Source organism: Streptomyces sp. NPDC002156 (assembly GCF_053593675.1).
Genome location: NZ_JBSFDA010000105.1, coordinates 11700 through 34878, shown reverse-complemented (window position 1 = coordinate 34878; position 23179 = coordinate 11700). Strand labels below are relative to the sequence as shown.

The window sequence follows — 23179 nt, the reverse complement described above, 5'->3', positions numbered from 1 at the left end:
GTGAAGCCGAGAGGCGCTGCTGGACGGGCTGGCGGTCCAGATGACGGCTGCTGGCGGCGGCCGAGGCCGCGCTGCGCGCCGGGGCGCCTCTGCAGGCGGAGTCGCTGGTCGACGCGGTGGACGTCGAGCTGCTCGACGCGGTGGGCCGGGGCCGGATACTGCTGGTCCGGGCGTACGCGATCCTGGCGCTGGGCGACGCGGACTCGTTCTCGCGGGCGCCCGCGCTGTGCCTGCGGGCGGCACAGCTGCTCGCCGAGGGAGCACCGGATCTCGCCCGCCAGGCGTTCCTTCAGGCGATCCAGGGTGTGATCACCGCGGAACACCTGATCCGGGACACCTCACCGCCCGAGATCGCCCGGGCCATCGAGACGCTGCTGCCGCGCTCCAGGTCGGCCACCGGCGTCGATCTCGTGCTGCGCGCGTTCGCCGTGCTGGCCCTCGACGGCTACGAGAGTGCCGTCCCGCATCTGCGGCGGGCCTGCTCGATGGTCCTGGACCCGCGCACCTCCGACGAGGAGGTACTGCGCGCCTTTCTGCCCACCATCACCATGTCGATGATCCGGTGGGACGAGAGATCCCAGACCGCGGTGATGCGCCGGGCCGCGGACGTGGCCCGGGCCACCGGCGCCCTCACCCAGCTGGACATCGCCCTGTACTGCACGGTGATGTCCGAGACGAACCTCGGCGAGCTGACCGGCGCCGACGCCCTGCACTCCGAGGGCAGCCAGATCCGCGCGGCGATCGGCGCGACCGACGACGTGTGGGCGATCTACCGGCATCCCGAACTCCTGGCCTGGCACGGCGATCACGAGAACCTCGACGCGGTCCTGCGGAGCTCGATGGAGGCGGGTACCTGGCTCGGCAACGGCGCGGTCCAGTCGATCGCCCGCATCGGGATGACCGTGCTGGCCCTGAGCCGCGGCGACTACGCCACCGCCCGCGACCACTCCCAAGCGCTGGTCGAACACGACGCGTACGGCATCCACTCCCGCCTCCTCCCCCATCTCGTCGAGGCGGCCGTACGCTGCGGCGACCGCGTCCTCGCCACGACCGCCCTGGGGACACTCACCTCCCGGGCGACGGCCGCCGACACCCCGTGGGGACTGGGGTTGCTGGCCCGCTGCCGGGCCCTGCTCGCCCCGGCCGACGAGGCCGAACCGCTCTACACCGAGGCGATCGCCCTGCTGTCCGGGACCCGGGCCCGGTCCGATCTGGCGGTCGCCCACCTCCACTACGGCGAGTGGCTGCGCAGACGCAAGCGCCGCAAGGACGCCCGCGAGCAACTCCGTACGGCGGTGGGCCTGTTCGACGCGATGGGCGCCACCGGCTTCTCGGCGCGCGCCACCCAGGAACTGGCCGCGACAGGCGAACACCCCCGGCGCGGACCGGCCGGAACGGCCAGCGCGCTCACCCCGCAGGAACTCACCGTCGCCCGTCTCGCGAAGGGCGGCGCGACCAACGCCGAGATCGCCGCCCAGCTGTTCATCAGCGCCAGCACCGTCGATTACCACCTCCGGAAGATCTTCCGGAAGCTCGACGTGACGTCCCGGCGGCAGCTCGCCCAGGCCCCGGGACTCTGATCCGGGGTCACGACTACGCGCTCCACGGGATACGGGGCCCGCCGGACCCGACAACGATCAGGAGGTCGGACAAGTCCCGCAGACGGGAGCACACCCCCATGCCATACGTCACCGCAGCGGACGGCGCTGAGATCTTCTACAAGGACTGGGGTCAGGGCCGCCCGGTCGTCCTGGCCCACGGCTGGCCGCTGAACTCGGACAGCTGGGAGGCACAGCAGCTGTTCCTGGCCACCCACGGCTTCCGGGCGATCGCGCACGACCGGCGCGGCCACGGCCGTTCCACGCAGACCTGGCACGGCAACGAGATGAACACGTACGCCGACGACCTGGCCACCCTCATCGACACCCTCGACCTGCGGGACGTGACCCTGATCGGGTTCTCGACCGGCGGCGGCGAGGTCGCCCGCTATGTGGGCCGGCACGGCACCGGGCGCGTCGCACAGCTCGCGCTGGTGTCCGCCGTACCGCCGTTCATGCTCAAGACGGACGACAACCCTGGCGGGGTCCCGGGCGAGGTGTTCGACGGGATCCGGGCCGGTTCGCTGGCCGACCGCTCGCAGCTGTACCGCGATCTCGCCGACGGGCCGTTCTTCGGCAACAACCGGCCCGGCGCGAACGTCTCGCAGGGCATCCGGGACGCGTTCTGGCGGCAGAGCCTGCAGGCCGGGCACCGCAACGCCTACGAGAGCATCGCCGCCTTCTCTGCCACCGACTTCCGCGCCGACCTGGACGCCTTCGACGTGCCGACGCTGGTCGTGCACGGCGACGACGACCAGGTCGTGCCGATCGACGTCGGCGGCAGGGCGTCGGCGGCCCGGATCAAGTCGGCGACGCTCAAGGTGTATCCGGGCGCGCCGCACGGCATCACGGACACGCACAAGGACCAACTGAGCGCGGATCTCCTCGACTTCCTCAACTCCTGATCCCCGGAAGGAACTTCGTGAGCATGCGACTCCACCGCACCCTGGGCACGGTCCTCGCGAGCTGTGCCCTGGTCGTCGGTCTGACCGGCGCCGTCGCACACTCCTCCCCCGCGCCCGCCTCGGCGGAGAAGGGCGCCCCCAAGCCGACCGTCGTGCTCGTGCACGGTGTGTTCGCCGACGCGTCGGGCTGGAACGCCACGATCAAGTCCCTTCAGGACGCCGGTTTTCCGGTGATCGCCCCGGCCAACCCGCTGCGCGACCTGACCGCCGACTCCGCTTATGTCTCGTCGGTCGTGGCGAGCATCCCGGGGCCGGTGATCCTGGTCGGCCACTCCTACGGCGGCGAGGTAGTCACCAACGCGGCGCGCGGCCGGGCCAACGTCAAGGCGCTGGTGTACGTCGCCGCCTTCGCGCCCGACCAGGGCGAGACCGCGCTGGACCTGGCCGGGAAGTTCCCCGGCAGCAAGCTGCCGGAATCCCTCCTGGTCCGGACGTATCCGCAGCCGGGCGCCGCCGACGGCCACGACGGCTACATCGACCCGGCGAAGTTCCACGACGTCTTCGCCCAGGACCTGCCGAGGAAGACGACCCAGGTCATGGCGGCGGCCCAACGCCCGGGCAGCCTCGAAGGGCTGAGCAGCGGCAGCGGCGCACCGGCCTGGAAGACCCTGCCGTCCTGGTACGTCATCCCGACCGCCGACAACGTCATCCCGCCCGCCGTCCAGCGCTTCATGGCCGAGCGGGCCGGCAGCCGGACCGTCGAGGTCAAGGGAGCCTCGCACGTGGTGATGATGTCCCGTCCGGAGGTCGTCGTCCGCCAGATCAAGGCCGCGTACCGCGCCACCGACTGAGGAGCACCGATGAGCACTCCCGACACCATCGTCCTGATCCACGGCTTCTGGGTGACACCCCGCAGCTGGGAACACTGGGTCGACCACTACGAGAAGCGCGGCTACCGCGTCCTCGCGCCCGCCTACCCGGGCTTCGAGGTGGAGGTCGAGTCGCTGAACGCCGACCCGACGCCGGTCGAGCAGGTCACGGTCCCGCAGATCGTCGAGACCCTGGAGAACGTCGTCCGTTCCCTGGACAAGCCGCCGATCCTCATCGGCCACTCCGCGGGCGGTGTCTTCGTCCAGCTGCTGCTCGACCGGGGCCACGGAGCGGCGGGCGTCGCGATCAACTCCGCGCCGACCGAGGGGGTCGCGGTGCTGCCGCTGACCCAGATCAAGGCGGCCTTCCCGGTCCTCAAGAACCCGGCCAACCGGCACCGGGCGGTCGGTCTGAACTTCGAGCAGTGGCACTACGCGTTCACGAACACGTTCGAGGAGGCCGAGTCCAGGAGGCTGTACGAGCGGTACGCGGTCCCGGCGTCCGGCAGCATCTTCTTCGACAGCGCCCTGGCCACGCTGCGTCCCGGCCACCAGAGCACGTACGTCGATTACCACAACGACGACCGCGCGCCGCTGCTGTTCGTCTCGGGCGAGCTGGACCATCTGATGCCGCCCAAGGTGCAGCAGTCCAACGCCAAGCACTACAAGTCGAAGACGGTCACGGAGATCAAGGAGTACGCGGGACGGCCGCACCTGCTTCCCGCCGCACCCGGCTGGGAGCAGATCGCGGACGACGTGCTGGAGTGGGCGGTCCAGCACACCGGTTGACCGCGCGGAACCGACGGAATGAATGATCGGCAACCCGGCGTCCAGAAGGGGATCCCCGTATGACCGAGGCCCGCGTCACGCACATCGGCGGACCGACCACGCTGATCGAGGCGGGCGGCTGGCGGCTGCTGACGGATCCGACGTTCGACCCGCCCGGCCGGCGCTACTCCTTCGGCTGGGGCACCTCGTCGGTGAAGACCTCGGGTCCGGCGCTCGCAGCGGCCGAACTCCCCTCACTGGACGCCGTGTTGCTGACCCACGACCACCACGGCGACAACCTCGACACAGCCGGCCGGGCCCTGCTGCCCGGGGTGGACGTCGTCCTCACGACACCGTCCGGGGCGCACAGGCTGGGCGGCAACGCGCACGGCCTCGCCCCCTGGACGACGTACCGACTGACCGCCCCGGGCCGCCCGACGATCGAGGTCACTGCGACCCCGGCCCGGCACGGCCCGCCGCTCTCCCGCCCGGTGGTCGGCGAGGTGACGGGCTTCGCCCTGCGCTGGGAGGGGCAGCGGCACGGCGCGCTGTGGATCTCCGGGGACACCGTCCTGTACGACGGTGTGCGCGAGGTCGCCCACCGGCTGACCGTCGGCACGGCACTCCTCCACCTCGGCGGCGTCCGCTTCCCGCTGACCGGCCCCCTGCGCTACACGATGACGGCGGCCCAAGCGGTGTCCCTGTGCGGCGAGTTGAGACCTCGGACCGCGCTGCCCGTCCACTACGAGGGCTGGCGGCACTTCCAGGAGGGCCGCCGGTCGATCGAGACGGAACTGGCGAAGGCACCCGACGACATCCGGGACCGGTTCCACTGGCTGCCGATGGGAGCCCCGCTGGACATCACCATGTGACCGATCACCGTGTGACGAGCAGCTCCAGCCCCCGCTCCCACCCGAACTCCGGCCGCGCGTCACCCTCTTGGACGTCTCCGGCGTACGGATCCCCGAACCGCACGCCCATCCCGCGCAGCCGTTCCAGACTGGCCCGGTACGCGGGATGGGCGGCCAACGCCTCGCCCACGCACGGCAGTACGGCGATCGGCACCCCCATCCCGTACACCTCGCACAGCGTGCCCAGCGCAAGGGTGTCGGCGATGCCGGCCGCCCATTTGTTGAGGGTGTTGAAGGTGGCGGGCGCGACGAGCACGGCGTCCGGCGCCGGGAAGGGCCGTGGATCACCGGGCTTGCGCCACGCGGACCGGATCGGGCGCCCGGTCTGCGCCTCGACGGCGGCCGGGTCGAAGAACCCCATGGCGAGGGGTGTCGCGATGACCCCGACCTCCCAGTCGCGTTCCTGCGCGCCGGTGATCAACTTGCTGATGTCGGAGGCGATTCCGGCGGCGCAGACGATGACGTAGAGGAAGGGCTTCGGGGCCTGTCGGGTCGTCTCGGTCATCCGGAAACCCTAAATGAGTTGCCGGTACCCGGTCTCCGCCTCCAGGATCACGCCATGTCTACGATCGATGCCCTCCTGCCGCTGATGTCCGCCGCCGCTCGTCCGGTGCGGTCCCAGCAGCAGCCCGGCCGCCCGCGGAGGCCCGTGCTTCCGCGGTCATGACGGCCGCGCTGGTCGCGGGGCTGCTCGCGGGGTACGGCATCGCCATCCCCGTCGGAGCGGTCACGACCTATCTCGTCTCCCTCACCGCCCGTACGACCCTCAGGACCGGTGTCTGTGCCGCGCTCGGCGTCGCCACCGCCGACGGGCTCTACGCCCTGCTGGCCGCCCTCGGGGGTACCGCCCTCGCCGGTGCCCTGCAGCCGGTGCTGGTGCCGCTGCGCTGGGCGTCCGCCCTGGTACTGGCCGTGCTCGCGCTCCGAGGCGGGCTCGGCGCCCTGCGCCAGTACCGCGGCGGCGGGCTCTCCACCCGCGCCGACCCGACACCACCGAGCCCGCTCCGGGCGTTCCTCCTGCTGGTCGGCATCACGCTGCTCAACCCCACCACCGTGATCTACTTCGCCGCGCTGGTGCTCGGCAGCCGGGCCTCGGACGCCGTATCCCCTTGGGAACAAGGGGTGTTCGTGCTCGCGGCCTTCCTCGCCTCGGCCAGCTGGCAACTGCTGGTCGCCTCCGGCGGCGCACTGCTCGGCCGGGCCCTGACGGGCCGGCGCGGGCGGCTGGTGACGGCGCTCGTGTCCAGCGCGGTGATCATGGCGCTGGCGGTGCGGATGGTGGTGTCGCCGACGTGACGCACGCCACGGGCGGTTTCCTCAGTCGGCGTCCGGTGCGAAGGCCTGGGCGACGGCGAGGCTGTCCTCGTACACGTGATGGCGTACGACGAGACCGTCCCGGACGGTCACGTGCAGGGCGAACCGGGCGCGGTAGGGGCGCCCGGTGGCCCCGGCCGTCTGCCGGATCTCGCCCAGCACGACCGCGTCCTCGCCGTCGACCAGCACCCGTTCGATCTCGGTGGCGGCCTCGCCGGGGACATGGTGGGCGCCCAGGTCACGGAAGTGGGCGGCGGCGTCCGCGCGGCCGGCGCGGTGGCGGATCCACGGGGTGGCTGCGCGGCCGTGCTCGTCCTCCGGCCAGTTCAGCCGCCAGTCGAACTCCTCCGCGTACAGGTCCGCGATCCGCTCCGGGTCGCCCTCGCCGATCCGGGCCAGCAGGTCTGCGACGACGGTACGGGTGGTGGTGGCTGCGGATGTCATGGGTCCCACTGTGGCCGAGTGCGCCGGACGGGGCGATTACCTCGCGGGTAAGGCCGTTTCGTACGCACCACGGATGAATAAGCTCCGCCCAGGTGTTCACCCTCACTAGCAGCAGTCACACGCGACGAGACGACGGGACGTGAGCCATGCCTCTTGAGGGCGAGTACGAAGCCAGTCCGACCCAGTGGGTGCGGGAGCAGGTGGAGCTGTACGAGAGCTCCGGCGGCACCAAGGGAACGACCCTGATGGACACCGGCATGCCGGTGATCCTGCTGACCACCCGGGGCGCCCGGAGCGGCAAGATCCGCAGGACGCCGCTGATGCGGGTGGAGCACGACGGGGTGTACGCGGTGGTCGCCTCGCTGGGCGGCGCCCCCAAGCACCCGGTCTGGTACTACAACGTCGTCGCCGATCCGCACGTCGACCTCCAGGACGGGCCGGTGCGCCAGGACTTCGTCGCCCGTGAGGTGACCGGCGAGGAGAAGGCCACGTGGTGGGAGCGGGCGGTAGCCGCGTATCCCCCGTACGCCGACTATCAGAAGAAGACCGACCGCGAGATTCCCCTGTTCGTCCTCGATCCGTTCGAAGGGAACTGATCCCGGCAGCCGTTCTCGGCCGGGCGGAAACGGGCGGAAATAATTCTGGTTCCGGGAGGCATGAAGTCTCCGGCCCCGGGCACCCGAGCCTCAGGCCCCGCCGCGCTCCCCCGTCGCGGCGGGGCTCTTCGCTGCCTCCTTCGCGTCCGCGTCGGTCACGTCGAGGAAGATCTCGCCGGTCTCGGGCACCGCGTGGGCCACGGAGCGCTTGATGCGTACGGCGATCTCCTCGACCCGCTCGCTGTCGAGACCGGGGACGAGATCGATCCGGGCGGCCACGAGCGTGGAGTCGAGCCCCATCTTCATCGTGAACAGGGCCTCCACGCTGTCGATCTCGGGCTGGGCCGCCAGCAGTTCGCGGATCTCGCGGCTCAGCTCCGGGTCCGCGGCCTCGCCGACGAGCTGGGCGCGGGCGTCCCGGCCCAGCCAGTAGGCGACGCAGACGAGCAGTACCCCGATGGCGAGGGAGGCGGACGCCTCCCACACGACCTGCCCGGTGACCATGTGCAGGGCCATGCCCACGAGCGCGAGCGTCACACCGAGCACGGCGGTGCCGTCCTCGGCGATCACCGTGCGCAGAGCCGGATCGCGCAGGGCGCCCGTACCGCCGGCAGCTCCTTCCCGGCGCGCCTGGTGCACGGCCCGCAGCAGCGAGGCGCCCTCCGCGAGCAGCGCGACCCCGAGCACCGCCAGGCCCACCACATAGCCGTCGAAGGACTCCTCCGCGCCGCCCCTGAACGCCTCCACGCCCTGGAAGAAGGAGAAGCAGCCGCCCATGACGAAGATGCCGACGGCCGCGAGCAGCGACCAGAAGAACCGTTCCTTGCCGTAGCCGAAGGGGTGCCGTCGGTCGGCGGGGCGGCGGCTGCGGCGCAGGGCGGCGAGCAGGAAGACCTCGTTGAGGCTGTCGGCCACGGAGTGCGCGGCCTCGGACAGCAGCGCGGGCGACCCGCTGACGAGCCCGCCCACGGCCTTGGCGACGACGATCAGCAGATTGGCGCCCAGCGCCACCAGCACGGTCAGCCGCGTCCGCCGGTCCGCGGAGGCCGTACCCTCCGCCTCCGTCCCCTTCCTGTCCCCGCGAGCCGTCAAAGCTGCTCGGACGCCGTCGGCGTGTCCCGGCGGAGGGTGAAGGTGTGGCCGGCCGGGTCGGCGTACCCCCGCTCCTCGTACGGTGTGCCGGCGTCGTTCGTCTCCAGTGCGCGTCCGCCGAGCCCGACCACCCTGCGTTCCGCCTCGTCGAGATCGCTCACGCGGAAGTCCAGGTGGACCTGGAAGGAAGCCTCGGCGCGCGGCCAACTCGGCGGGGTCATGTTCGCGTCGAGGCGGAACTCCATCCGGGTTCCCTCGGCGGCCCTGATCTCGATGCGGTTGACGGTCGTCACCGTCTCCTCGGCCTCCAGCAACTCCATGTAGAACGCGGCGAGTTTCTCGGGTTCGGCACTGTCCAGCACCACGACGCCTGCTGTCACCAAGGTCATGCTTCCTCCGTACGGAGTCCGGGGCGGGTCCGGTCGCCGCAGCCCTCCCTGGTCGGGTACCCCGTCCACCGGAATCACACGGGATGCGCGTCGCAGGCCGCGGTGAGCTGCGCGAGACGGGCCGCCGCCGCTGTCAGGAACAGGTCGAGGGCAGCCGGGTAGGAGCTGTGCCGCATGTCCATCACGAGATGGCGGGCGGTCGCATGGATGTGCGGGTGGGTGTCGGCGGGCAGCCGGGCGTAGGTCGCCCGCCACACCGCCGCCTCGGCCTCGCGGGCGGCCTTCGGCAGCGCCGCGTTCGCCGAGTCGAGGGCGCCGAAGGCGAGCGCCTGGTCGACGAAGGCGTGGTAGATCCGTACGGCCTCGGCGTCCGGGAACCCGGCGCCGCGCAGCACACCGAGGCCCGTCTCCACGGCCTGGATCTCGTACGCCCGTCCGGTCACCCGGAACGAGCTGAGCACCGCCGCCTGCGGCTGCGCGAGCGCTCCGGCATGCATCCGCAGGCCGAGATCCCGCAGGTCGGCGCGCCAGTCGCCGGTGGGGCGCCAGGTGCGCAGCGTACGGCCGATGAGTTCGTCGGCGATGGCGAGCATCAGCTCGTCGGTGTCGCGGAAGTAGCGGTACAGGGCGCTCGGGTCGGCGCCGAGGGCGCGGCCGAGGCGGCGCACGGAGAGGGCTTCGGCGCCGTGTTCGCCGAGCAGCCGCATCGCCGTCTCGACGATCAGCTCCTCGGAGAGGACGACGCCCTGTTTGGTGGGGCGCCTGCGCCGCCGGGCGGCGGGCGGGACGACACGGTCGCTCATCGGCTTCCTCCTGGGCGGTCGCTCACGGCCCTGCCTGCGTGGCGCGGTGGGCCGGTGCGGGCACCTTATGACAACACCGTTGACCTGTTAAGGCCCCGGGCAGTTTCATGTGCGTTCACCGGGGTCGACCGAGGCCCCCAGGTGTGAGCGGAGACCGCCATGACCGACCCCCAGCCCTACGGCGCACCCCCGGCCGCGCTGCGCAAGTCCCTCGGTGTGCTGGACGGCGTCGCCATCGCCGCGTCCAGCACGGCGGCCACGACGAGCATCGGTATCGGTCTCGGGGTCACGGCCGGGGTGGTCGGGCTGCATCTGCCCGCGATCATGCTGCTGGCGTTCCTGCCGATCCTGGGCATCGCGGGCGCCTACTCCCGACTGAACCGGGTCGAGCCGAACGCGGGCAACGGCTATGTGTGGGTGGGGCGTTCGCTCAGTCCCTGGCTGGGCTTCATGGTCGGCTGGGTGAACATCGTGGCCGCGGTGGTGTTCCTGGCGTACACCACCGCGGTGACCGGTTCGGCGGTGATCCAGCTGGCCGGCGACGCGGGCCTGCACCGGGTGGCCGGGCTGACCCTGGACCCCGGGTCGACCGCCCAGACGACCGCCGTCGGCATCCTGGTCCTCGTCGCCGTCACGCTCACCGCCGTCTCCGGCATCAGGACGGCCGCCCGGTTCCAGGGCGCACTGCTGGTCTTCGAGTACGTCGTCCTGCTGGGCTTCTGCGGATACGGCATCGTCGTCGGCCCGCACCCCTTCAGCCTGAGCTGGTTCGACCCCTTCCAGATCCCCTCGGCGTCGGCGCTCGCGCAGGGCATGCTGCTGTCGGTGTTCTGCTACTGGGGCTTCGAGGCCGCGTTCAGTGTCAACGAGGAGGTGAAGGACCCGAAGCAGGCGTCGCGGGCCGGGGTCACCACGCTGGTGACGATGCTGGGTCTGTTCCTGCTCGGCTCGATCGCCTTCCAACGGGTGCTGTCGGAGGGCGAGTTGGCGGGCCACGGCGCTGAGGGGCTGGCGTTCTTCGGCGACCGGCTCGCCGACCAGCCGCTGGCCGCGCTGCCGCTCGTGGCGCTGATGTTCTCGGCCGTGGCCTCCTTGCAGGCCGGGGTGATTCCGACGGCCCGCGCGATGTTCGCGATGAGCCGCGACCGTACGCTCGGCCCGGCCTGGTCCCGGGTCAGTCCCCGGTACGGCACTCCGGCGGCCGGCACGCTGATGATCGGCGCGCTGGCGGCGGCCGTCGCCGGGCTGGCCCTGGTCATCCCGCGCCTCGCCGACATGATCCTGGCCGCGGTCAACGCGATCGGCATGGTCGTCGCCCTGTCCTACGCGCTCACCGCACTCGCCGCCGCCGTGCGCTTCCGGGGGCTGCTGCGCGAGAACTGGCGGGACGGGATACGGGCGGTGGTGCTGCCCACGCTGAGCGCGGCGACGCTGCTCGGGCTCGGCGGGTATCTCGCCTGGTCCTTCTACACCTCCGCCGACCATCTCGAACTCAGCCCGGACAACGGGTGGTTCCTGCTTCTCGTGCCGTCGCTGATGGTCGCGTCCGGTTTCGTGGCCGCGGCGTGGGCGAAGTGGGGGCGCAAGTCGCCGTACTTCAGCACCGGTTGGGGTACTGATGCGGATGCGCCGCAGCTGCTTGCGGTGACGGAGGCATCGTCTGCAGGCTAGCGGTTCATTTGTCTGCGGGCCGGTGGGGGCTGGTCGCGCCCCGCGGCGGAGCCGCTGATCGGTACAGCCCCGCGCCCCTATCGGGGCGCCCCACACCATCAAGGAAACGGAACATGCACGCTGAACTCCTCTTCACCGGCGGGCCGGTCTTCGCGCCCGGGAGCCCCACAGCCGTCGCGGTCAGCGGCGGGCGGATCGTCGCTGTGGGGCGGGGCGAGGTGAACGATCTGGTCGGGCCGGGGACCGAGGTGGTCGATCTCGCGGGGCGGCTGCTGCTGCCGGGCTTCCAGGACGCGCACGTCCATCCGCTGCCGGCCGGGCTGGAGATGACCCAGTGCGATCTGACGGGCGCGAAGACCGCCGAGGACACGGTGGCCATCGTCCGCGCGTACGCCCTCGCGCACCCCGAGCGGGAGTGGATCACGGGCGGCGGCTGGTCCATGGAGGCCTTCGAAGGGGGCACGCCCACGCGGGAGTTGCTGGACGCGGTGGTGCCGGACCGGCCGGTGTATCTGCCCAACCGGGACCATCACGGGGCCTGGGTCAACACCCGTGCCCTCGAACTCGCGGGCGTCACCCGGAACACCCCGGACCCTGCTGACGGCCGCTTCGAGCGGGACGCCTCGGGCGAGCCGACCGGCATGCTCCAGGAAGGGGCCATGGAGTACGTGGGCCGGCTGACCCCGCCGGTCACGGCGGCGGAGCGGCGGGCGGCGCTGCTGTCCGCTCAGCGTCGGCTGCACTCGCTCGGCGTCACGGCCTGGCAGGACGCGCTGGTCGGTTCGTTCCTCGGCATGGAGGACCCGTCGGAGACGTATCTCGCCGCCGCCCGGGACGGGTCGCTGACCGCGCGGGTGGTCGGCGCGCTGTGGTGGGACCGGGAGCGCGGGGCCGAGCAGATCCCCGAACTCGTCGAGCGGCGGGCCGCGTTGAGCGGGGGCAGGTTCCGGGCGGGCAGTGTGAAGCTGATGCTGGACGGGGTCGCCGAGACGGGCACGGCCGCACTGCTCGACCCGTACCTCGACAAGTGCGGCTGCGCCACCGCGAACCGGGGCACGAGTTTCGTGGACGCGGCCGAACTGCCCAAGTACGTCACGCAGTTGGACGCCCTCGGCTTCCAGTGCCACTTCCACGCGCTGGGCGACCGGGCCGTACGTGACGCCCTGGACGCCGTCGAGGCCGCGCGCGCCGCGAACGGGCCGAGCGACACCCGGCCGCATCTGGCCCACCTCCAGGTGGTCCACCCGGACGATGTGCCGCGCTTCGCCCGGCTCGGCGCGGTCGCCAACATCCAGGCGCTGTGGGCCATGCACGAACCCCAGATGGACGACCTGACCATCCCCTTCCTCGGCCCTGAACGGGCGGCGTGGCAGTACCCGTTCGGCGCGCTGCTGCGCTCCGGGGCCACTCTGGCGGCGGGCAGCGACTGGCCGGTCAGCAGTCCCGACCCGCTCCAGGCGATCCACGTCGCGGTCAACCGCGCGGCACCGGGCTCCGCGTCGCCCCGGGTGTTCCTCCCCGCCGAACGCATCGGTCTGACGGCCGCCCTCACGGCGTACACCGCGGGTTCGGCGTACGCCAACCACCTGGACGACACGGGCAGCGTGCGCGTCGGGGCGCTGGCCGACCTGACGGTCCTGGACCGCGATCCGTACGCGGGCCCGCCGGAGGCGATCGCGGAGACGAAGGTGGCGCTCACCTATGTGGGCGGTGAGCGGGTGTACGCGGCGGAGGGGGCAGCCTGACTACCGGCCCGTGCCCAGGCTCAGACGGAGTGTCAGGGCCTGCGGTGCGAAGCCGTTCCGCTCGTAGAAACGTATGGCGTCCGTTCCGGGGATGTCGTCGGCGCGGACGGTGGTCGTGAGGTCGGCGGTCGTGGGTTCGGTCATGGTCGGGACGTTATCGGCAGGGTCTGACAACCGAGGCGAGTTGCTGGACACCTGTCCATGTATGCTGGCCACCTGTCCATCATGGACACCTGTCCAAGAAACCTACGTAGGAGTTTGCCGAGCATGGAGACGGTCGCGAACGTGCTGGTCGGTCTGGTGGCCGCGCTGCACGCGTACATCCTGGTGCTGGAGATGTTCCTGTGGCAGCGTCCGCCGGGGCGCAAGTTCCACGGGTTCGACCCGGAGATGGCCCTCGCGACCGCCAAGATGGCCGCCAACCAGGGGCTCTACAACGGGTTTCTCGCGGCGGGCCTGGTCTGGGGGCTCATCGCCGCCGACCCGACCGGGTTCCGGGCGCAGGTCTTCTTCCTCTCCTGTGTGATCGTGGCCGGCGTCTACGGCGCCGCGACGGCGAACCGGCGCATCCTGTTCGCCCAGGCGCTGCCCGGCGCCATCGCCCTGGCCGCCGTCCTCGTCGCGCGGTGACCCGCGGCGAGCCCGAGGACCCGCGGGCCGCCCGCACCCGGGCCAAGCTGCGCGAGGCCCTGCTGGCGGAGTGCGCCGAGCATCCGCTGGCGGAGGTCAGCGTCGCGGCGCTGGTGCGCAGGGCGGGGGTCGGACGGGCCACCTTCTACGTCCACTATCCCGACTTGGAGGCGCTGGCCGTCGACGCCTGCGCCGATGTCGTACGGGAGGCGGTGGACGCCCTGCACGCCTGGCGCGGGCGGCCCGACCCGGTGATCGCCCCGGTCGCGCTCGTGGAGTTCTTCGCGGAACTCACGCCGCACACCGCGCTGTACCGGGCCCTGCTGAGCCCGGGCGGCGGGGGCCCGTTGGGCCAGGTACTGCACCGGGACCTGCGTGCCCGGAGCCTCGCGGAGCGCGAACTCGCGGGCGCGGCGGACGCGCCGCTGGTCGCCTCGGCGGTGGCCGCCACCTTCGCGGGGGTCCTGGCGGACTGGCTGCACGGCCGGATCGAGGCGACGTCGGAGGAAATCGCGCACCAGGTGTGGCAGTTGCTGGTGGCGCTGCACCGGAGCCGGTGAGCACCGCGCGGTCGGCGGCGGCCCGGCCTTCGCCCGGACGCCATCTGCCGCAGACATGCGAAACCCAACAGGGTGCGCAATCCTGGATTTAGTGCCTCATAGGGTGCGGCGAGCAGAGTTTCGACAGGTCCCTGTTCACACCGCGGCCCAGCCCACGGCGACCGCACCTTTCCCGAACCGACAAGGAGACGGAATATGATGCGGAATTCGGCCAGGAAGCTCGCAGCAGTGGCGAGTTGCATCGTCGTTACAGTCGGCGGCCTCACCACAGGCGCCGTCACCGCGAACGCGGCACCGCAGGAGCGCTCGATCCCCGAGGCCGCCGCGGCCGCGTGCGTGAGCACCCAGTACGTGAAACCTGCGGGGAACTTCAACTATCCGGCATACTTCCCTGGCGGCCGCTGGCTCATTGCGTCTCGCAGCTGCGGGGGAATCTGGTTGCACCCCAGCAGTAACCGCTACGTCAAGGTGTGCCTCGGCTACAGCGACGGCGTGCAGTGCCCGAGCAGCTACACATACGCCCGCGCGAACACCTGGACAAAGCTCGCATCGGATGTCCAATACGCCACCCGGTACAAGTTCCAATTCCAAACTGACGGACGGTCCTCCGGGTGGCACCACGGCTGACCACGGCCGGTCCGGGGCCGCCGAGCCACACGCGCTCGACGGCCCCCTCGAACCACAGGAACAGCCGCGTCAGCCGAAGGTCAGTACCGGCTTGATCGTCTTGCCCGCACTCATGTCCCGTACCGCCTGGTCGATGTCCGCGAACGGATAGGTGCTGATCAGGCGGTGCAGCGGGAGCCTCCCCGCCTTCACCAGGTCCACCAGGGCCGGGATGAAGGACTGCGTCTCGACGTCGCCCAGTGTGAGGCCGACGACGCGCTTGCCGCCGAGCATCCCGTTGACGTCCAGGGCGACCTCCGTACCGAAGGGCGGGGCGCCGACCACGACGAGCGTGCCCCGCTGGGCGAGGGCGTCGACGCCCTGGCGGAGGACCGCGACGCTGCCGGTGGTCTCGACGACGCCGTCGGCGCCCTGGCCGTCGGTGATGCTCGCGACCGCCTCGCCGAGGTCGGACTCGCCCGCGTTGATCGTGTGGGTGGCGCCCAACTCCTTGGCCAGCGACAGGCGTTCGCCGACCTTGTCCACGGCGATGATCCTCGTCGCGGGGGTGAGTGCGGCCGCCATGACCGCCGAGAGGCCCACCGCTCCGGCGCCGAGGACCAGGACCGTGCTGCCCAGACCCGGCTTCAGTACGTTCCAGACGGCGCCGACACCCGTCTGGACTCCGCAGCCCAGCGGGGCGATGGACTCCAGGGGTACGTCCGCGTCGACCTTGACCAGGCTGCGCTGATCGACCAACGCCCGCTCGGCGAACGAGGACTGGCCGAAGAAGTGGCCGCCAAGTTCCGTGCCGTCGCGGCTGATCGTGGCGGTGCCGTCGGCGCGGCGACCCCCGAGGAGGTTCAGCGGCAGCCAGGTCACGCAGTACGCGGGGTGCCCGTCACGGCAGTTGCGGCAGTCGCCGCAGGAGGTGAAGGACAGGACGACATGGTCGCCGGGCTCGATGCCGGTGACGGCGGAGCCGACAGCCTCGACGACGCCCGCGCCCTCGTGCCCCAGAACTCCGGGAAGGGGGAAGGGCAGTCCGCCGCTCGCCACACCGAGGTCCGTGTGACACAGGCCCGTCGCGACCAGACGTACGAGCGCCTCGGTGGGCGCCGGGTCGGCCAGTTCGACGTCGGAGAGGGTGAAGGGGGCACCGCCGGACTCGACGACCGCGGCGCGGGTGGTGATGGACATGCTGAACTCCCTTACGGGCTGGACGAGTTGGTGGGTCTGCGAGTTCGCGGGGTGCGCGGGTTCCGCGGGCGCACTCAGTCCAGCGAGACGACTACGGACTTGACCTTCGTGTAGGAGGCGAGCGCCTCCGGGCCGTACTCGCGGCCGAAGCCGGAGTCCTTGACGCCGCCGAAGGGGATCGCGGGGTCGAGCATCGCCCAGTCGTTGACCCAGACGATGCCCGCCTGGAGCCGGTTCGCGACGCGGTGGGCGCGGGCCAGGTTGGTGGTCTGGACGCCCGAAGCCAGGCCGTACGGCGTGGAGTTGGCGAGCCGGACCGCCTCGTCCTCGGTGTCGAAGGGCTGCACGGTGAGGACCGGGCCGAAGATCTCCTCCTGGACGACCCGGGAGTCGTTGGCGAGGTCGGCGATCACCGTCGGCTTGTAGTAGTAGCCGCCGTCCAGGTCGAGCCGCTCGCCGCCGCAGACGATCCGGGCGCCCTCCTTGCGGGCCAGCGCCACGAACTCCTCGACCTTGCGCAGGTGCTTCTCCCCCGCCATCGGGCCGACCACGGTCTCGGGCAGGCGCGGGTCGCCGACCGGGACGCCGGGCACCGCGTCGGCGAGGATGCCGAGCAGGGTCTCGTACACCGGGCGTGCGACCAGCAGGCGCGGGCCGCCCATGCAGAACTGGCCGGTGTTGAAGACGAAGCCCTTGATGACCGCGCCGACCGCCTTCTCGACGTCGGCGTCCTCGAAGACGATGTGCGCCGCGTTGCCGCCCAGCTCCATGGTGACCGGCTTGAGCGCCTCGCCCGCCGCGCTCGCCACATGGCGGCCGATGGCGGTGGAGCCGGTGAAAGCGATCTTGTCGACTCCGGGGTGGCGGAGGAGGGCCTCGCCCGCCACCGGGCCGGTGCCCGTGACGACGTTGACGACGCCGTCCGGTACGCCCGCCTCCTGGAGCAGCTTGGCCATGTAGAGGGCGCTGAGCGGGGTCTCGTCGGCGGGCTTGTGCACCACCGTGTTGCCTGCGGCCAGCGCCGGGCCCAGCTTCGAACCGGCCAGGATCAGCGGGAAGTTGAAGGGCGTGATCGCGGCGACGACACCGATCGGGTCGCGCTTGGTGTAGGCGAGGGCGTTGTGGACCGTCTCGCGGGTCGCGCCGTCCAGCGAGAAGGCGAGGGCGGCGAAGTACTCGTAGTCGTTGGCCGCGTTCGTCACGTCGACCGCATGGCACAGGCTGATCGGCTTGCCCACGTCGAGGCTCTCCAGCTGCGCGATCTCATCCGCCTTCTCCCGGATCAGCTGGGCGACCCGGTTCAGGATCCGGCCGCGCTCGCGGCCGCTCATCGCGGGCCACGGGCCGCTCTCGAAGGCCTCGCGCGCCGCCCGCACGGCCGCGTCCACGTCGGCCGCCGACGCCTCGGCGACGGTCGTGATGACCGTGCCCCGGGACGGGTCGACCACCTCGGTCCGTGCTCCGTCCGCCGCCTCGCGCCACTGCCCTCCGACGAACAGTCGCCCGGGTTCGATCTCGAAGGTGGTCATCACCGCTCCTCAGCATCGTCGCCAAGATTTCAATCAACAGGATTCCTGTTGGTCCGCAGTCTGATTACAGACAGGTTTCCTGTCAATGCTCTAGTCTCGATCCATGGTCAGCACCAAGGCACCCCCCTCACTGCTCTACATGGTCAAGCAGGTGGAGCTCGTAGTCCGCTCCCATCTGGACGAGCTGGTCAGACCAGCTGGAATCACCGCACTCCAGTACACCTCGCTCACCGTCCTGGAGCGACACGACGGCCTCTCCGCGGCCCAGCTGGCCCGTGACTCCTTCGTCACCGCGCAGTCGATCGCCGATCTCGTCCGGTCCCTGGAGAACCGCGGGCTCGTACGGCGGGAGCGCAATCCGCGCAATCGCCGGGAGCTGCTGATCCTGCTGACCGACGCCGGCCGCGAGCTGCTCGAACGCTTCACCGAACCCGTGCGGGAGCTGGAGGAACGGATGATCCGCGACCTCACCTCGCACCAGGCGGACCAGTTCCGTCAGGCCCTGTCCAAGGCCTGGCACTCGCTGTCGTAGTCCCGCCCCGCAGATCGCGGGAGAACGCATGCGAGACTCACATCGATTTCGCAGACATATGTCAATCGAACATGCTCAAATTCACTCCATCGAGGGTAACTTGCAGGGCGGGGAAGTCACTTGTGCTCTCATCCGCGGGTCCCGCCACCTCAGCAGGCGGTTGGAGGCGATGTCGCAGTGCAGCAGGATCCTGCACCGCCCACCCGGCATCTGCGTGTCCACGAGGACCGTGGCCACACCGTGCTGGAGTTCCACGGCGAGATCGACATCGCCGCGGCCGTCGAGATCATCCCGCACCTGGACGCGGCGACCGGCCATCCGGACGCCCGGGTCGTGATCGACCTGACGGATGTCGAGTTCTTCGACTGCTCGGGACTGCGCCTGCTGTACCGGGCCCGCCACCGGGTGCTCAGCCACGACGGCCGCCTCCACCTGGTCTGCACGCACCCGCTCACCCTGCGCGTCCTCAAGGTCACCGGACTGGCCACCGTGCTGCCGCCCGCGGCCTCGCTGGACGCGGCCCTGGGGCAGCCCGAGGCCACGTCCGGCACGTTATGACCCCGCCGGGCACCTACCGCGGCGCACCTACTTCAGGATCTTCGTGACCTGACCCGCGCCCACCGTCCGGCCGCCCTCCCGGATGGCGAACTTCAGCCCCTCCTCCATGGCGATCGGCTGGACCAGCTGCACATGCATCGTGGTGTTGTCGCCCGGCATGACCATCTCGGTGCCCTTCGGCAGGGTCACCACCCCGGTCACGTCCGTCGTCCGGAAGTAGAACTGGGGGCGGTAGTTGTCGAAGAACGGCGTGTGCCGGCCACCCTCGTCCTTCGACAGGATGTACGACCGCGCCTCGAACTCCGTGTGCGGAGTGACCGATCCGGGCTTGATGACGACCTGGCCGCGCTGGACGTCCTCCCGTTTCACCCCGCGCAGCAGCAGTCCCACGTTCTCCCCCGCCCGGCCCTCGTCGAGGAGCTTGCGGAACATCTCGATGCCGGTGACCGTCGTCTTCGTCCTCTGCTCGTGGATGCCGATGATCTCGACCTCGTGGTTGACGTGCAGCACCCCGCGTTCGATCCGGCCGGTGACGACCGTGCCGCGCCCGGTGATGGTGAACACGTCCTCGATCGGCATCAGGAACGGCCGGTCGACGTCCCGCACCGGCTCGGGCACCGCCGCGTCGACGGCGTCGAGGAGTTCGAGCACCGAGGCACTCCACTCCGGGTCGCCCTCCAGGGCCCTGAGCGCGGAGACCTTGACGACCGGGACGTCGTCGCCCGGGAACTCGTACTCGGTGAGCAGTTCCCGCACCTCCAGCTCGACGAGTTCGAGGATCTCCTCGTCGTCCACCATGTCCGTCTTGTTGAGCGCGACCACGATGTACGGGACGCCCACCTGCCGGGCCAGCAGCACATGTTCCTTGGTCTGCGGCATCGGCCCGTCGGTGGCCGCGACGACGAGGATCGCGCCGTCCATCTGGGCGGCCCCCGTGATCATGTTCTTGATGTAGTCGGCGTGCCCGGGGCAGTCCACGTGCGCGTAGTGCCTGCGCTCCGTCTGGTACTCGACATGGGCGATCGAGATGGTGATGCCCCGCTGCCGTTCCTCGGGTGCCTTGTCGATCTGGTCGAACGGCGTGTAGGGGTTCAGGTCGGGGAACCGGTCGTGCAGAACCTTCGTGATCGCCGCCGTGAGCGTCGTCTTGCCGTGGTCGATGTGCCCGATGGTGCCGATGTTGACGTGGGGCTTGGTCCGCTCGAACTTCACCTTGGCCACTGCGAGCCTCCTGATCACCTTGGGTGACGCGGGACGTTGCTCCGCCGGATCGACCTCGTACGGGGTCGTCCTTCCTGTCTATTAGGTTCCCGGGGCGTCGAACAGGGCGCTGACGGACTCACCGTTGTGAATACGACGCACGGCCTCGGCGAGCGCCGGGGCGATGGACAGCACCTTCAGCTTCTCGGTGCGCTCCTCCTCCAGGATCGGCACGGTGTTGGTGCACACGATCTCCAGCACGTCGGGCTGCTCGCTCAGCCGCTTCAGCGCACCCGCAGCGAACAGCCCGTGCGTACAGGCGACCCGGATGGACCGCGGCTCCAACTCCCGCAGCCGCTCCAGGAGTTCGAGGACCGTACTGCCCTTGGCGATCTCGTCGTCCAGCACGATGACGTCCCGTCCGGTGACCTTGCCGATCACGGAGCTGATGCTCACCCGGTCGTCCGCGAACCGCTGCTTGGCCCCTGCGGCCACCTCGGCGCCGATCAGCCGGGCGAAGTGCGCGGCCTCCTTGGCGTTGCCGAGGTCGGGCGAGACGACCGTCGTCCGGGACAGGTCGTACTGGCGGAAGTGCGCGGCGAGTTCGCGCAGGGCGTGCAGATGGTCGACCGGGACCGAGAAGAAGCCGTGGACCTGCGGGGAGTGCAGGGTCATCGCGAGGACACGGCTCGCGCCGGCCGCGACCAGCAGGTCCGCGACCAGCCGCCCGCCCAGCGAGATCCGGGGCATGTCCTTCTTGTCGGAGCGGGCGTAGGCGTAGTGCGGCATGACGACCGAGATCCGCCCGGCGGACGCCCCCCGCGCCGCGTCGCACATCATCAGCAGCTCGACGAGGTGCTCCTGGACCGGGACGACCAGCGGCTGGACGAGGAAGACGTCCCGCTCCCGGCAGTTGGCCTGGAGCTGCACCTCCAGGCAGTCGTTGGCGAACCGGCTGACCTGGGTGGGCCGCAGCGGCACGCCCAGGTGCTCGCAGACCTCGGCCGCCAGCTCGGGATGGGCACTACCGCTGAACACGGCGATGTCTCGCACGAACCGCTCCTCGCATGATCATTCCGGTCGGCCACGGCCCATCGTACTGGCCGCTCCTGGCACTCCGTGCCGTGAAAACCGGTTGCGGCCGACCGCCCGGACCACGCCATGATGGCGGCGGCCGGATCTCCCCGGCCCTCCCCGACCTCAGGAGCACGGAATGCGCCGTTTCCTCGGAACTCTCCGCCACCCATGCCGGACCACAGTTCTCGAGGACTCGACCACCCATGCACTCCGTGCCCATCTCGCGCACCCTGAACATCGGGATCCTGGCCCACGTCGACGCCGGTAAGACCAGCCTCACCGAGCGGCTGCTGTTCGACGCGGGCGCGATCGACCGGCTCGGCAGCGTCGACGCCGGCGACACCCGTACGGACGACGGCGCGATCGAGCGGCAGCGCGGAATCACGATCCGCTCGGCCGTCGCCGCGTTCACCGTCGGCGACACCCAGATCAACCTCATCGACACCCCGGGGCACTCCGACTTCGTCGCCGAGGTCGAGCGCGCCCTGGAGGTCCTGGACGGGGCGGTGCTGCTGCTGTCGGCCGTGGAGGGCGTCCAGGCGCAGACCCGCGTGCTGATGAGGACGCTGCGGCGGCTGCGGCTGCCCACGCTGGTCTTCGTCAACAAGATCGACCGCGCGGGTGCCCGGTCCGAGGCCCTGCTCGCGGAGATCCGCCGCCGGCTGACCCCGCACATCGTCCCGCTCACCGACGTCGACGCCGTCGGCACCCCGGCCGCCCGTACCCGGCCCTGTCCTCTGTCGGCCGCCGCGGAGGCGATCGCCGAGGTCGACCCGGGGATCCTCGCGGCGCTCGTGGACGGCCCGGCACCCACCCCGGACGACCTGTCCAAGGCCCTCGCGGCCCACACCGCCGACGGCTCGCTCCATCCGCTCCTCTTCGGCTCCGCGCTGGGCGGCCAGGGCGTACCCGAACTCGTCGAGGCCCTGACCCGGCTGGTCCCCCGCCCCACCCCTATCGCCACCGAAGTGCCCCCGCGCGGCACGGTGTTCGCGGTACGCCCCGCACCGGACGGCGGGCGAACGGCGTATCTGCGGCTGTACGAGGGTGAGGTGACGGAGCGTCAGCGGCTGTCGTTCCTGCGGCGCGCGGCGGACGGCCGGACCACCGAGGTCCCCGGGCGGGTCACCGGCCTCGATGTGATCGGCCGCCAAGGCCCGCTCACCGCCGGGAACATCGCCGCCCTGACCGGTCTCGGCGCCGTCCGGGTCGGCGACCGCCTCGGCGAACTCACCGACCGCGCACCGCAGTTCGCGCCCCCGACCCTGGAGACCCTGGTGCGGGCCAGGCACCCGGAGCAGTCGGCACGCCTGCGCTCGGCACTGCTGACCCTGGCCGACCAGGACCCGCTGATCCACGCCCGCCCGGCGCCCGACGGCAGCACGGCGCTGCTCCTCTACGGCGAGGTCCAGAAGGAGGTACTCGCCGCCACCCTGGCCCAGGACTTCGGCATCGACGCCGACTTCGAGGCGAGCCGTGTCCGGTTCCTGGAGCGGCCCGCGGGCACGGGTGAGGCGGACGAGGAGTACCCGTGGCTCGACCGCACCCGCTGCTTCGCGACCGTCGGGCTGCGGGTCGAGCCGGGGCCGCTCGGCTCAGGCGCGGTGTTCACGTACGAGACCGAACTCGGCGCGCTGCCCCGGGCGTTCCACCAGGCGATCGAGGACACGGTCCACGCGAGCCTGCTGGCCGGTCCGCGCGAGTGGCCGGTCACCGACTGCCGGGTCGTCCTCGTCCGCTCCGGGTTCATCGGGCCGCTCAGCACGGCCGCGGACTTCCGGGCGCTCACGCCGGTGGTACTGCGCCGCGCGCTGGAGCGGGCGGGGACACGGGTGTACGAGCCGTACCACGCCTTCGAGTTGGAGATCCCGTCCAGCGCGCTGGCACCGGTGACCGGTCTGCTGGCGTCGCTCGGCGCGGAGTTCGGCCCGACCGAGGGAGGCGGGACCACGGGAGGCGGGGAGACCTGGCAGCTGACCGGTGCGCTGGCGGCCCGGCGGGTGCGCGAGGCCGAGCTGCGGCTGCCGGGGCTGACGCACGGGGAGGGCGTGTGGTGGTCGCGCCCGTCGGGCGACCGCGCGCTCCGGTAGGCCCCCTCTCAATTGTCCCGATCCATCAACAGAGCGGTCTGACGGGGCATTTGGCGGGCATCCGGTTCAGTACGCAGGAAGAAAGGGGTTCG

Annotated in this window: 25 protein-coding genes; 15 read left to right on the top strand and 10 right to left on the bottom strand. The window is 71.2% G+C overall.

Features of this window, described 5'->3' with window-relative positions; genetic code table 11:
• Positions 1-116 precede the first annotated feature (116 nt).
• The 5 genes from ACWCRB_RS33115 to ACWCRB_RS33095 all read left to right on the top strand — a co-directional run bounded on the left by ACWCRB_RS33115 (position 117) and on the right by ACWCRB_RS33095 (position 5012).
• Positions 117-1580 (top strand): helix-turn-helix transcriptional regulator, encoded by a 1464-nt coding sequence (locus tag ACWCRB_RS33115; protein WP_450999578.1) that lies wholly within the window; start codon positions 117-119, stop codon positions 1578-1580.
• Between the two features lie 98 nt (positions 1581-1678).
• On the top strand, positions 1679-2503 hold the full coding sequence (locus ACWCRB_RS33110; protein WP_389350405.1) for an alpha/beta fold hydrolase: 825 nt from the start codon (positions 1679-1681) through the stop codon (positions 2501-2503).
• A 23-nt stretch (positions 2504-2526) separates the two neighbouring features.
• Positions 2527-3354: an alpha/beta fold hydrolase gene (locus tag ACWCRB_RS33105; RefSeq protein ID WP_450999579.1), complete on the top strand. Its 828-nt coding sequence runs from the start codon at positions 2527-2529 to the stop codon at positions 3352-3354.
• A gap of 9 nt (positions 3355-3363) precedes the next feature.
• Entirely contained in the window at positions 3364-4161 is a 798-nt protein-coding gene (locus ACWCRB_RS33100; RefSeq protein WP_450999577.1) for an alpha/beta hydrolase, read from the top strand.
• Between the two features lie 59 nt (positions 4162-4220).
• Positions 4221-5012: an MBL fold metallo-hydrolase gene (locus ACWCRB_RS33095; RefSeq protein ID WP_450999576.1), complete on the top strand. Its 792-nt coding sequence runs from the start codon at positions 4221-4223 to the stop codon at positions 5010-5012.
• Positions 5013-5016: 4 nt separating this feature from the next.
• Here the strand turns inward: ACWCRB_RS33095 and ACWCRB_RS33090 are convergent, their stop codons facing one another.
• The gene (locus tag ACWCRB_RS33090; protein ID WP_450999575.1) at positions 5017-5556 is read right to left on the bottom strand and encodes a flavoprotein; all 540 of its coding nucleotides are present in this window, start codon (positions 5554-5556) and stop codon (positions 5017-5019) included.
• Positions 5557-5714: 158 nt separating this feature from the next.
• On the opposite strand from ACWCRB_RS33090, the gene ACWCRB_RS33085 reads away from it, so the two are divergent.
• Positions 5715-6347 (top strand): LysE/ArgO family amino acid transporter, encoded by a 633-nt coding sequence (locus tag ACWCRB_RS33085; RefSeq protein WP_450999574.1) that lies wholly within the window; start codon positions 5715-5717, stop codon positions 6345-6347.
• 21 nt (positions 6348-6368) lie between these two features.
• Here the strand turns inward: ACWCRB_RS33085 and ACWCRB_RS33080 are convergent, their stop codons facing one another.
• Positions 6369-6809: a nuclear transport factor 2 family protein gene (locus ACWCRB_RS33080; RefSeq protein ID WP_450999573.1), complete on the bottom strand. Its 441-nt coding sequence runs from the start codon at positions 6807-6809 to the stop codon at positions 6369-6371.
• 146 nt (positions 6810-6955) lie between these two features.
• Between ACWCRB_RS33080 and ACWCRB_RS33075 the strand changes: the two genes are divergently transcribed.
• Positions 6956-7405, top strand: a complete 450-nt coding sequence (locus tag ACWCRB_RS33075; RefSeq protein WP_450999572.1) for a nitroreductase family deazaflavin-dependent oxidoreductase — start codon at positions 6956-6958, stop codon at positions 7403-7405.
• Between the two features lie 90 nt (positions 7406-7495).
• On the opposite strand, the gene ACWCRB_RS33070 is transcribed toward ACWCRB_RS33075, so the two are convergent.
• The 3 genes from ACWCRB_RS33070 to ACWCRB_RS33060 form a co-directional block, all read right to left on the bottom strand.
• Positions 7496-8497 (bottom strand): cation diffusion facilitator family transporter, encoded by a 1002-nt coding sequence (locus ACWCRB_RS33070; protein WP_450999571.1) that lies wholly within the window; start codon positions 8495-8497, stop codon positions 7496-7498.
• Complete coding sequence (locus ACWCRB_RS33065; protein WP_450999570.1) at positions 8494-8886, bottom strand: VOC family protein; 393 nt, start codon at positions 8884-8886, stop codon at positions 8494-8496. Before ACWCRB_RS33065 ends, ACWCRB_RS33070 begins: the two co-directional genes overlap by 4 nt.
• A 74-nt stretch (positions 8887-8960) precedes the next feature.
• A complete protein-coding gene (locus ACWCRB_RS33060) occupies positions 8961-9689 on the bottom strand; it encodes a helix-turn-helix domain-containing protein (RefSeq protein ID WP_450999569.1) in 729 nt (242 codons plus the stop codon).
• Positions 9690-9848: 159 nt separating this feature from the next.
• Here ACWCRB_RS33060 and ACWCRB_RS33055 point away from each other — a divergent pair, with 159 nt between their 5' ends.
• Entirely contained in the window at positions 9849-11360 is a 1512-nt protein-coding gene (locus ACWCRB_RS33055) for an APC family permease (protein WP_450999568.1), read from the top strand.
• A gap of 113 nt (positions 11361-11473) precedes the next feature.
• Positions 11474-13105, top strand: coding sequence for an amidohydrolase (locus ACWCRB_RS33050; RefSeq protein ID WP_450999567.1), 1632 nt, complete (start codon positions 11474-11476; stop codon positions 13103-13105).
• Here the strand turns inward: ACWCRB_RS33050 and ACWCRB_RS33045 are convergent, their stop codons facing one another.
• Positions 13106-13249, bottom strand: a complete 144-nt coding sequence (locus tag ACWCRB_RS33045) for a hypothetical protein (protein WP_450999566.1) — start codon at positions 13247-13249, stop codon at positions 13106-13108.
• Between the two features lie 123 nt (positions 13250-13372).
• On the opposite strand from ACWCRB_RS33045, the gene ACWCRB_RS33040 reads away from it, so the two are divergent.
• The 3 genes from ACWCRB_RS33040 (at position 13373) to ACWCRB_RS33030 (ending at position 14922) form a co-directional block, all read left to right on the top strand.
• Positions 13373-13735, top strand: a complete 363-nt coding sequence (locus ACWCRB_RS33040; RefSeq protein ID WP_450999565.1) for a DUF1304 domain-containing protein — start codon at positions 13373-13375, stop codon at positions 13733-13735.
• The gene (locus tag ACWCRB_RS33035; protein ID WP_450999564.1) at positions 13732-14295 is read left to right on the top strand and encodes a TetR/AcrR family transcriptional regulator; all 564 of its coding nucleotides are present in this window, start codon (positions 13732-13734) and stop codon (positions 14293-14295) included. The genes ACWCRB_RS33040 and ACWCRB_RS33035 overlap by 4 nt, the downstream gene beginning before the upstream one ends.
• Positions 14296-14490: 195 nt before the next feature.
• The gene (locus tag ACWCRB_RS33030) at positions 14491-14922 is read left to right on the top strand and encodes a hypothetical protein (RefSeq protein WP_450999563.1); all 432 of its coding nucleotides are present in this window, start codon (positions 14491-14493) and stop codon (positions 14920-14922) included.
• Between the two features lie 69 nt (positions 14923-14991).
• Here ACWCRB_RS33030 and ACWCRB_RS33025 read toward each other — a convergent pair whose 3' ends face one another.
• Positions 14992-16101 (bottom strand): NAD(P)-dependent alcohol dehydrogenase, encoded by a 1110-nt coding sequence (locus ACWCRB_RS33025; protein WP_450999562.1) that lies wholly within the window; start codon positions 16099-16101, stop codon positions 14992-14994.
• A 74-nt stretch (positions 16102-16175) separates the two neighbouring features.
• Complete coding sequence (locus ACWCRB_RS33020; protein WP_450999561.1) at positions 16176-17630, bottom strand: aldehyde dehydrogenase family protein; 1455 nt, start codon at positions 17628-17630, stop codon at positions 16176-16178.
• A 103-nt stretch (positions 17631-17733) separates the two neighbouring features.
• Here ACWCRB_RS33020 and ACWCRB_RS33015 point away from each other — a divergent pair, with 103 nt between their 5' ends.
• Entirely contained in the window at positions 17734-18162 is a 429-nt protein-coding gene (locus tag ACWCRB_RS33015; protein ID WP_235472811.1) for a MarR family winged helix-turn-helix transcriptional regulator, read from the top strand.
• Positions 18163-18339: 177 nt separating this feature from the next.
• Positions 18340-18720, top strand: a complete 381-nt coding sequence (locus ACWCRB_RS33010; protein WP_450999560.1) for an anti-sigma factor antagonist — start codon at positions 18340-18342, stop codon at positions 18718-18720.
• 27 nt (positions 18721-18747) lie between these two features.
• Here the strand turns inward: ACWCRB_RS33010 and tuf are convergent, their stop codons facing one another.
• Positions 18748-19941 carry an elongation factor Tu gene (gene tuf / locus ACWCRB_RS33005; protein WP_450999559.1) on the bottom strand — a complete coding sequence of 398 codons (1194 nt, stop codon included), beginning with the start codon at positions 19939-19941 and terminating at the stop codon, positions 18748-18750.
• 81 nt (positions 19942-20022) lie between these two features.
• Positions 20023-20973, bottom strand: coding sequence for a ribose-phosphate diphosphokinase (locus ACWCRB_RS33000; protein WP_450414620.1), 951 nt, complete (start codon positions 20971-20973; stop codon positions 20023-20025).
• 227 nt (positions 20974-21200) lie between these two features.
• On the opposite strand from ACWCRB_RS33000, the gene otr(A) reads away from it, so the two are divergent.
• The gene (gene otr(A), locus ACWCRB_RS32995; RefSeq protein WP_450999558.1) at positions 21201-23087 is read left to right on the top strand and encodes a tetracycline resistance ribosomal protection protein Otr(A); all 1887 of its coding nucleotides are present in this window, start codon (positions 21201-21203) and stop codon (positions 23085-23087) included.
• The last annotated feature ends 92 nt before the right edge of the window (positions 23088-23179 follow it).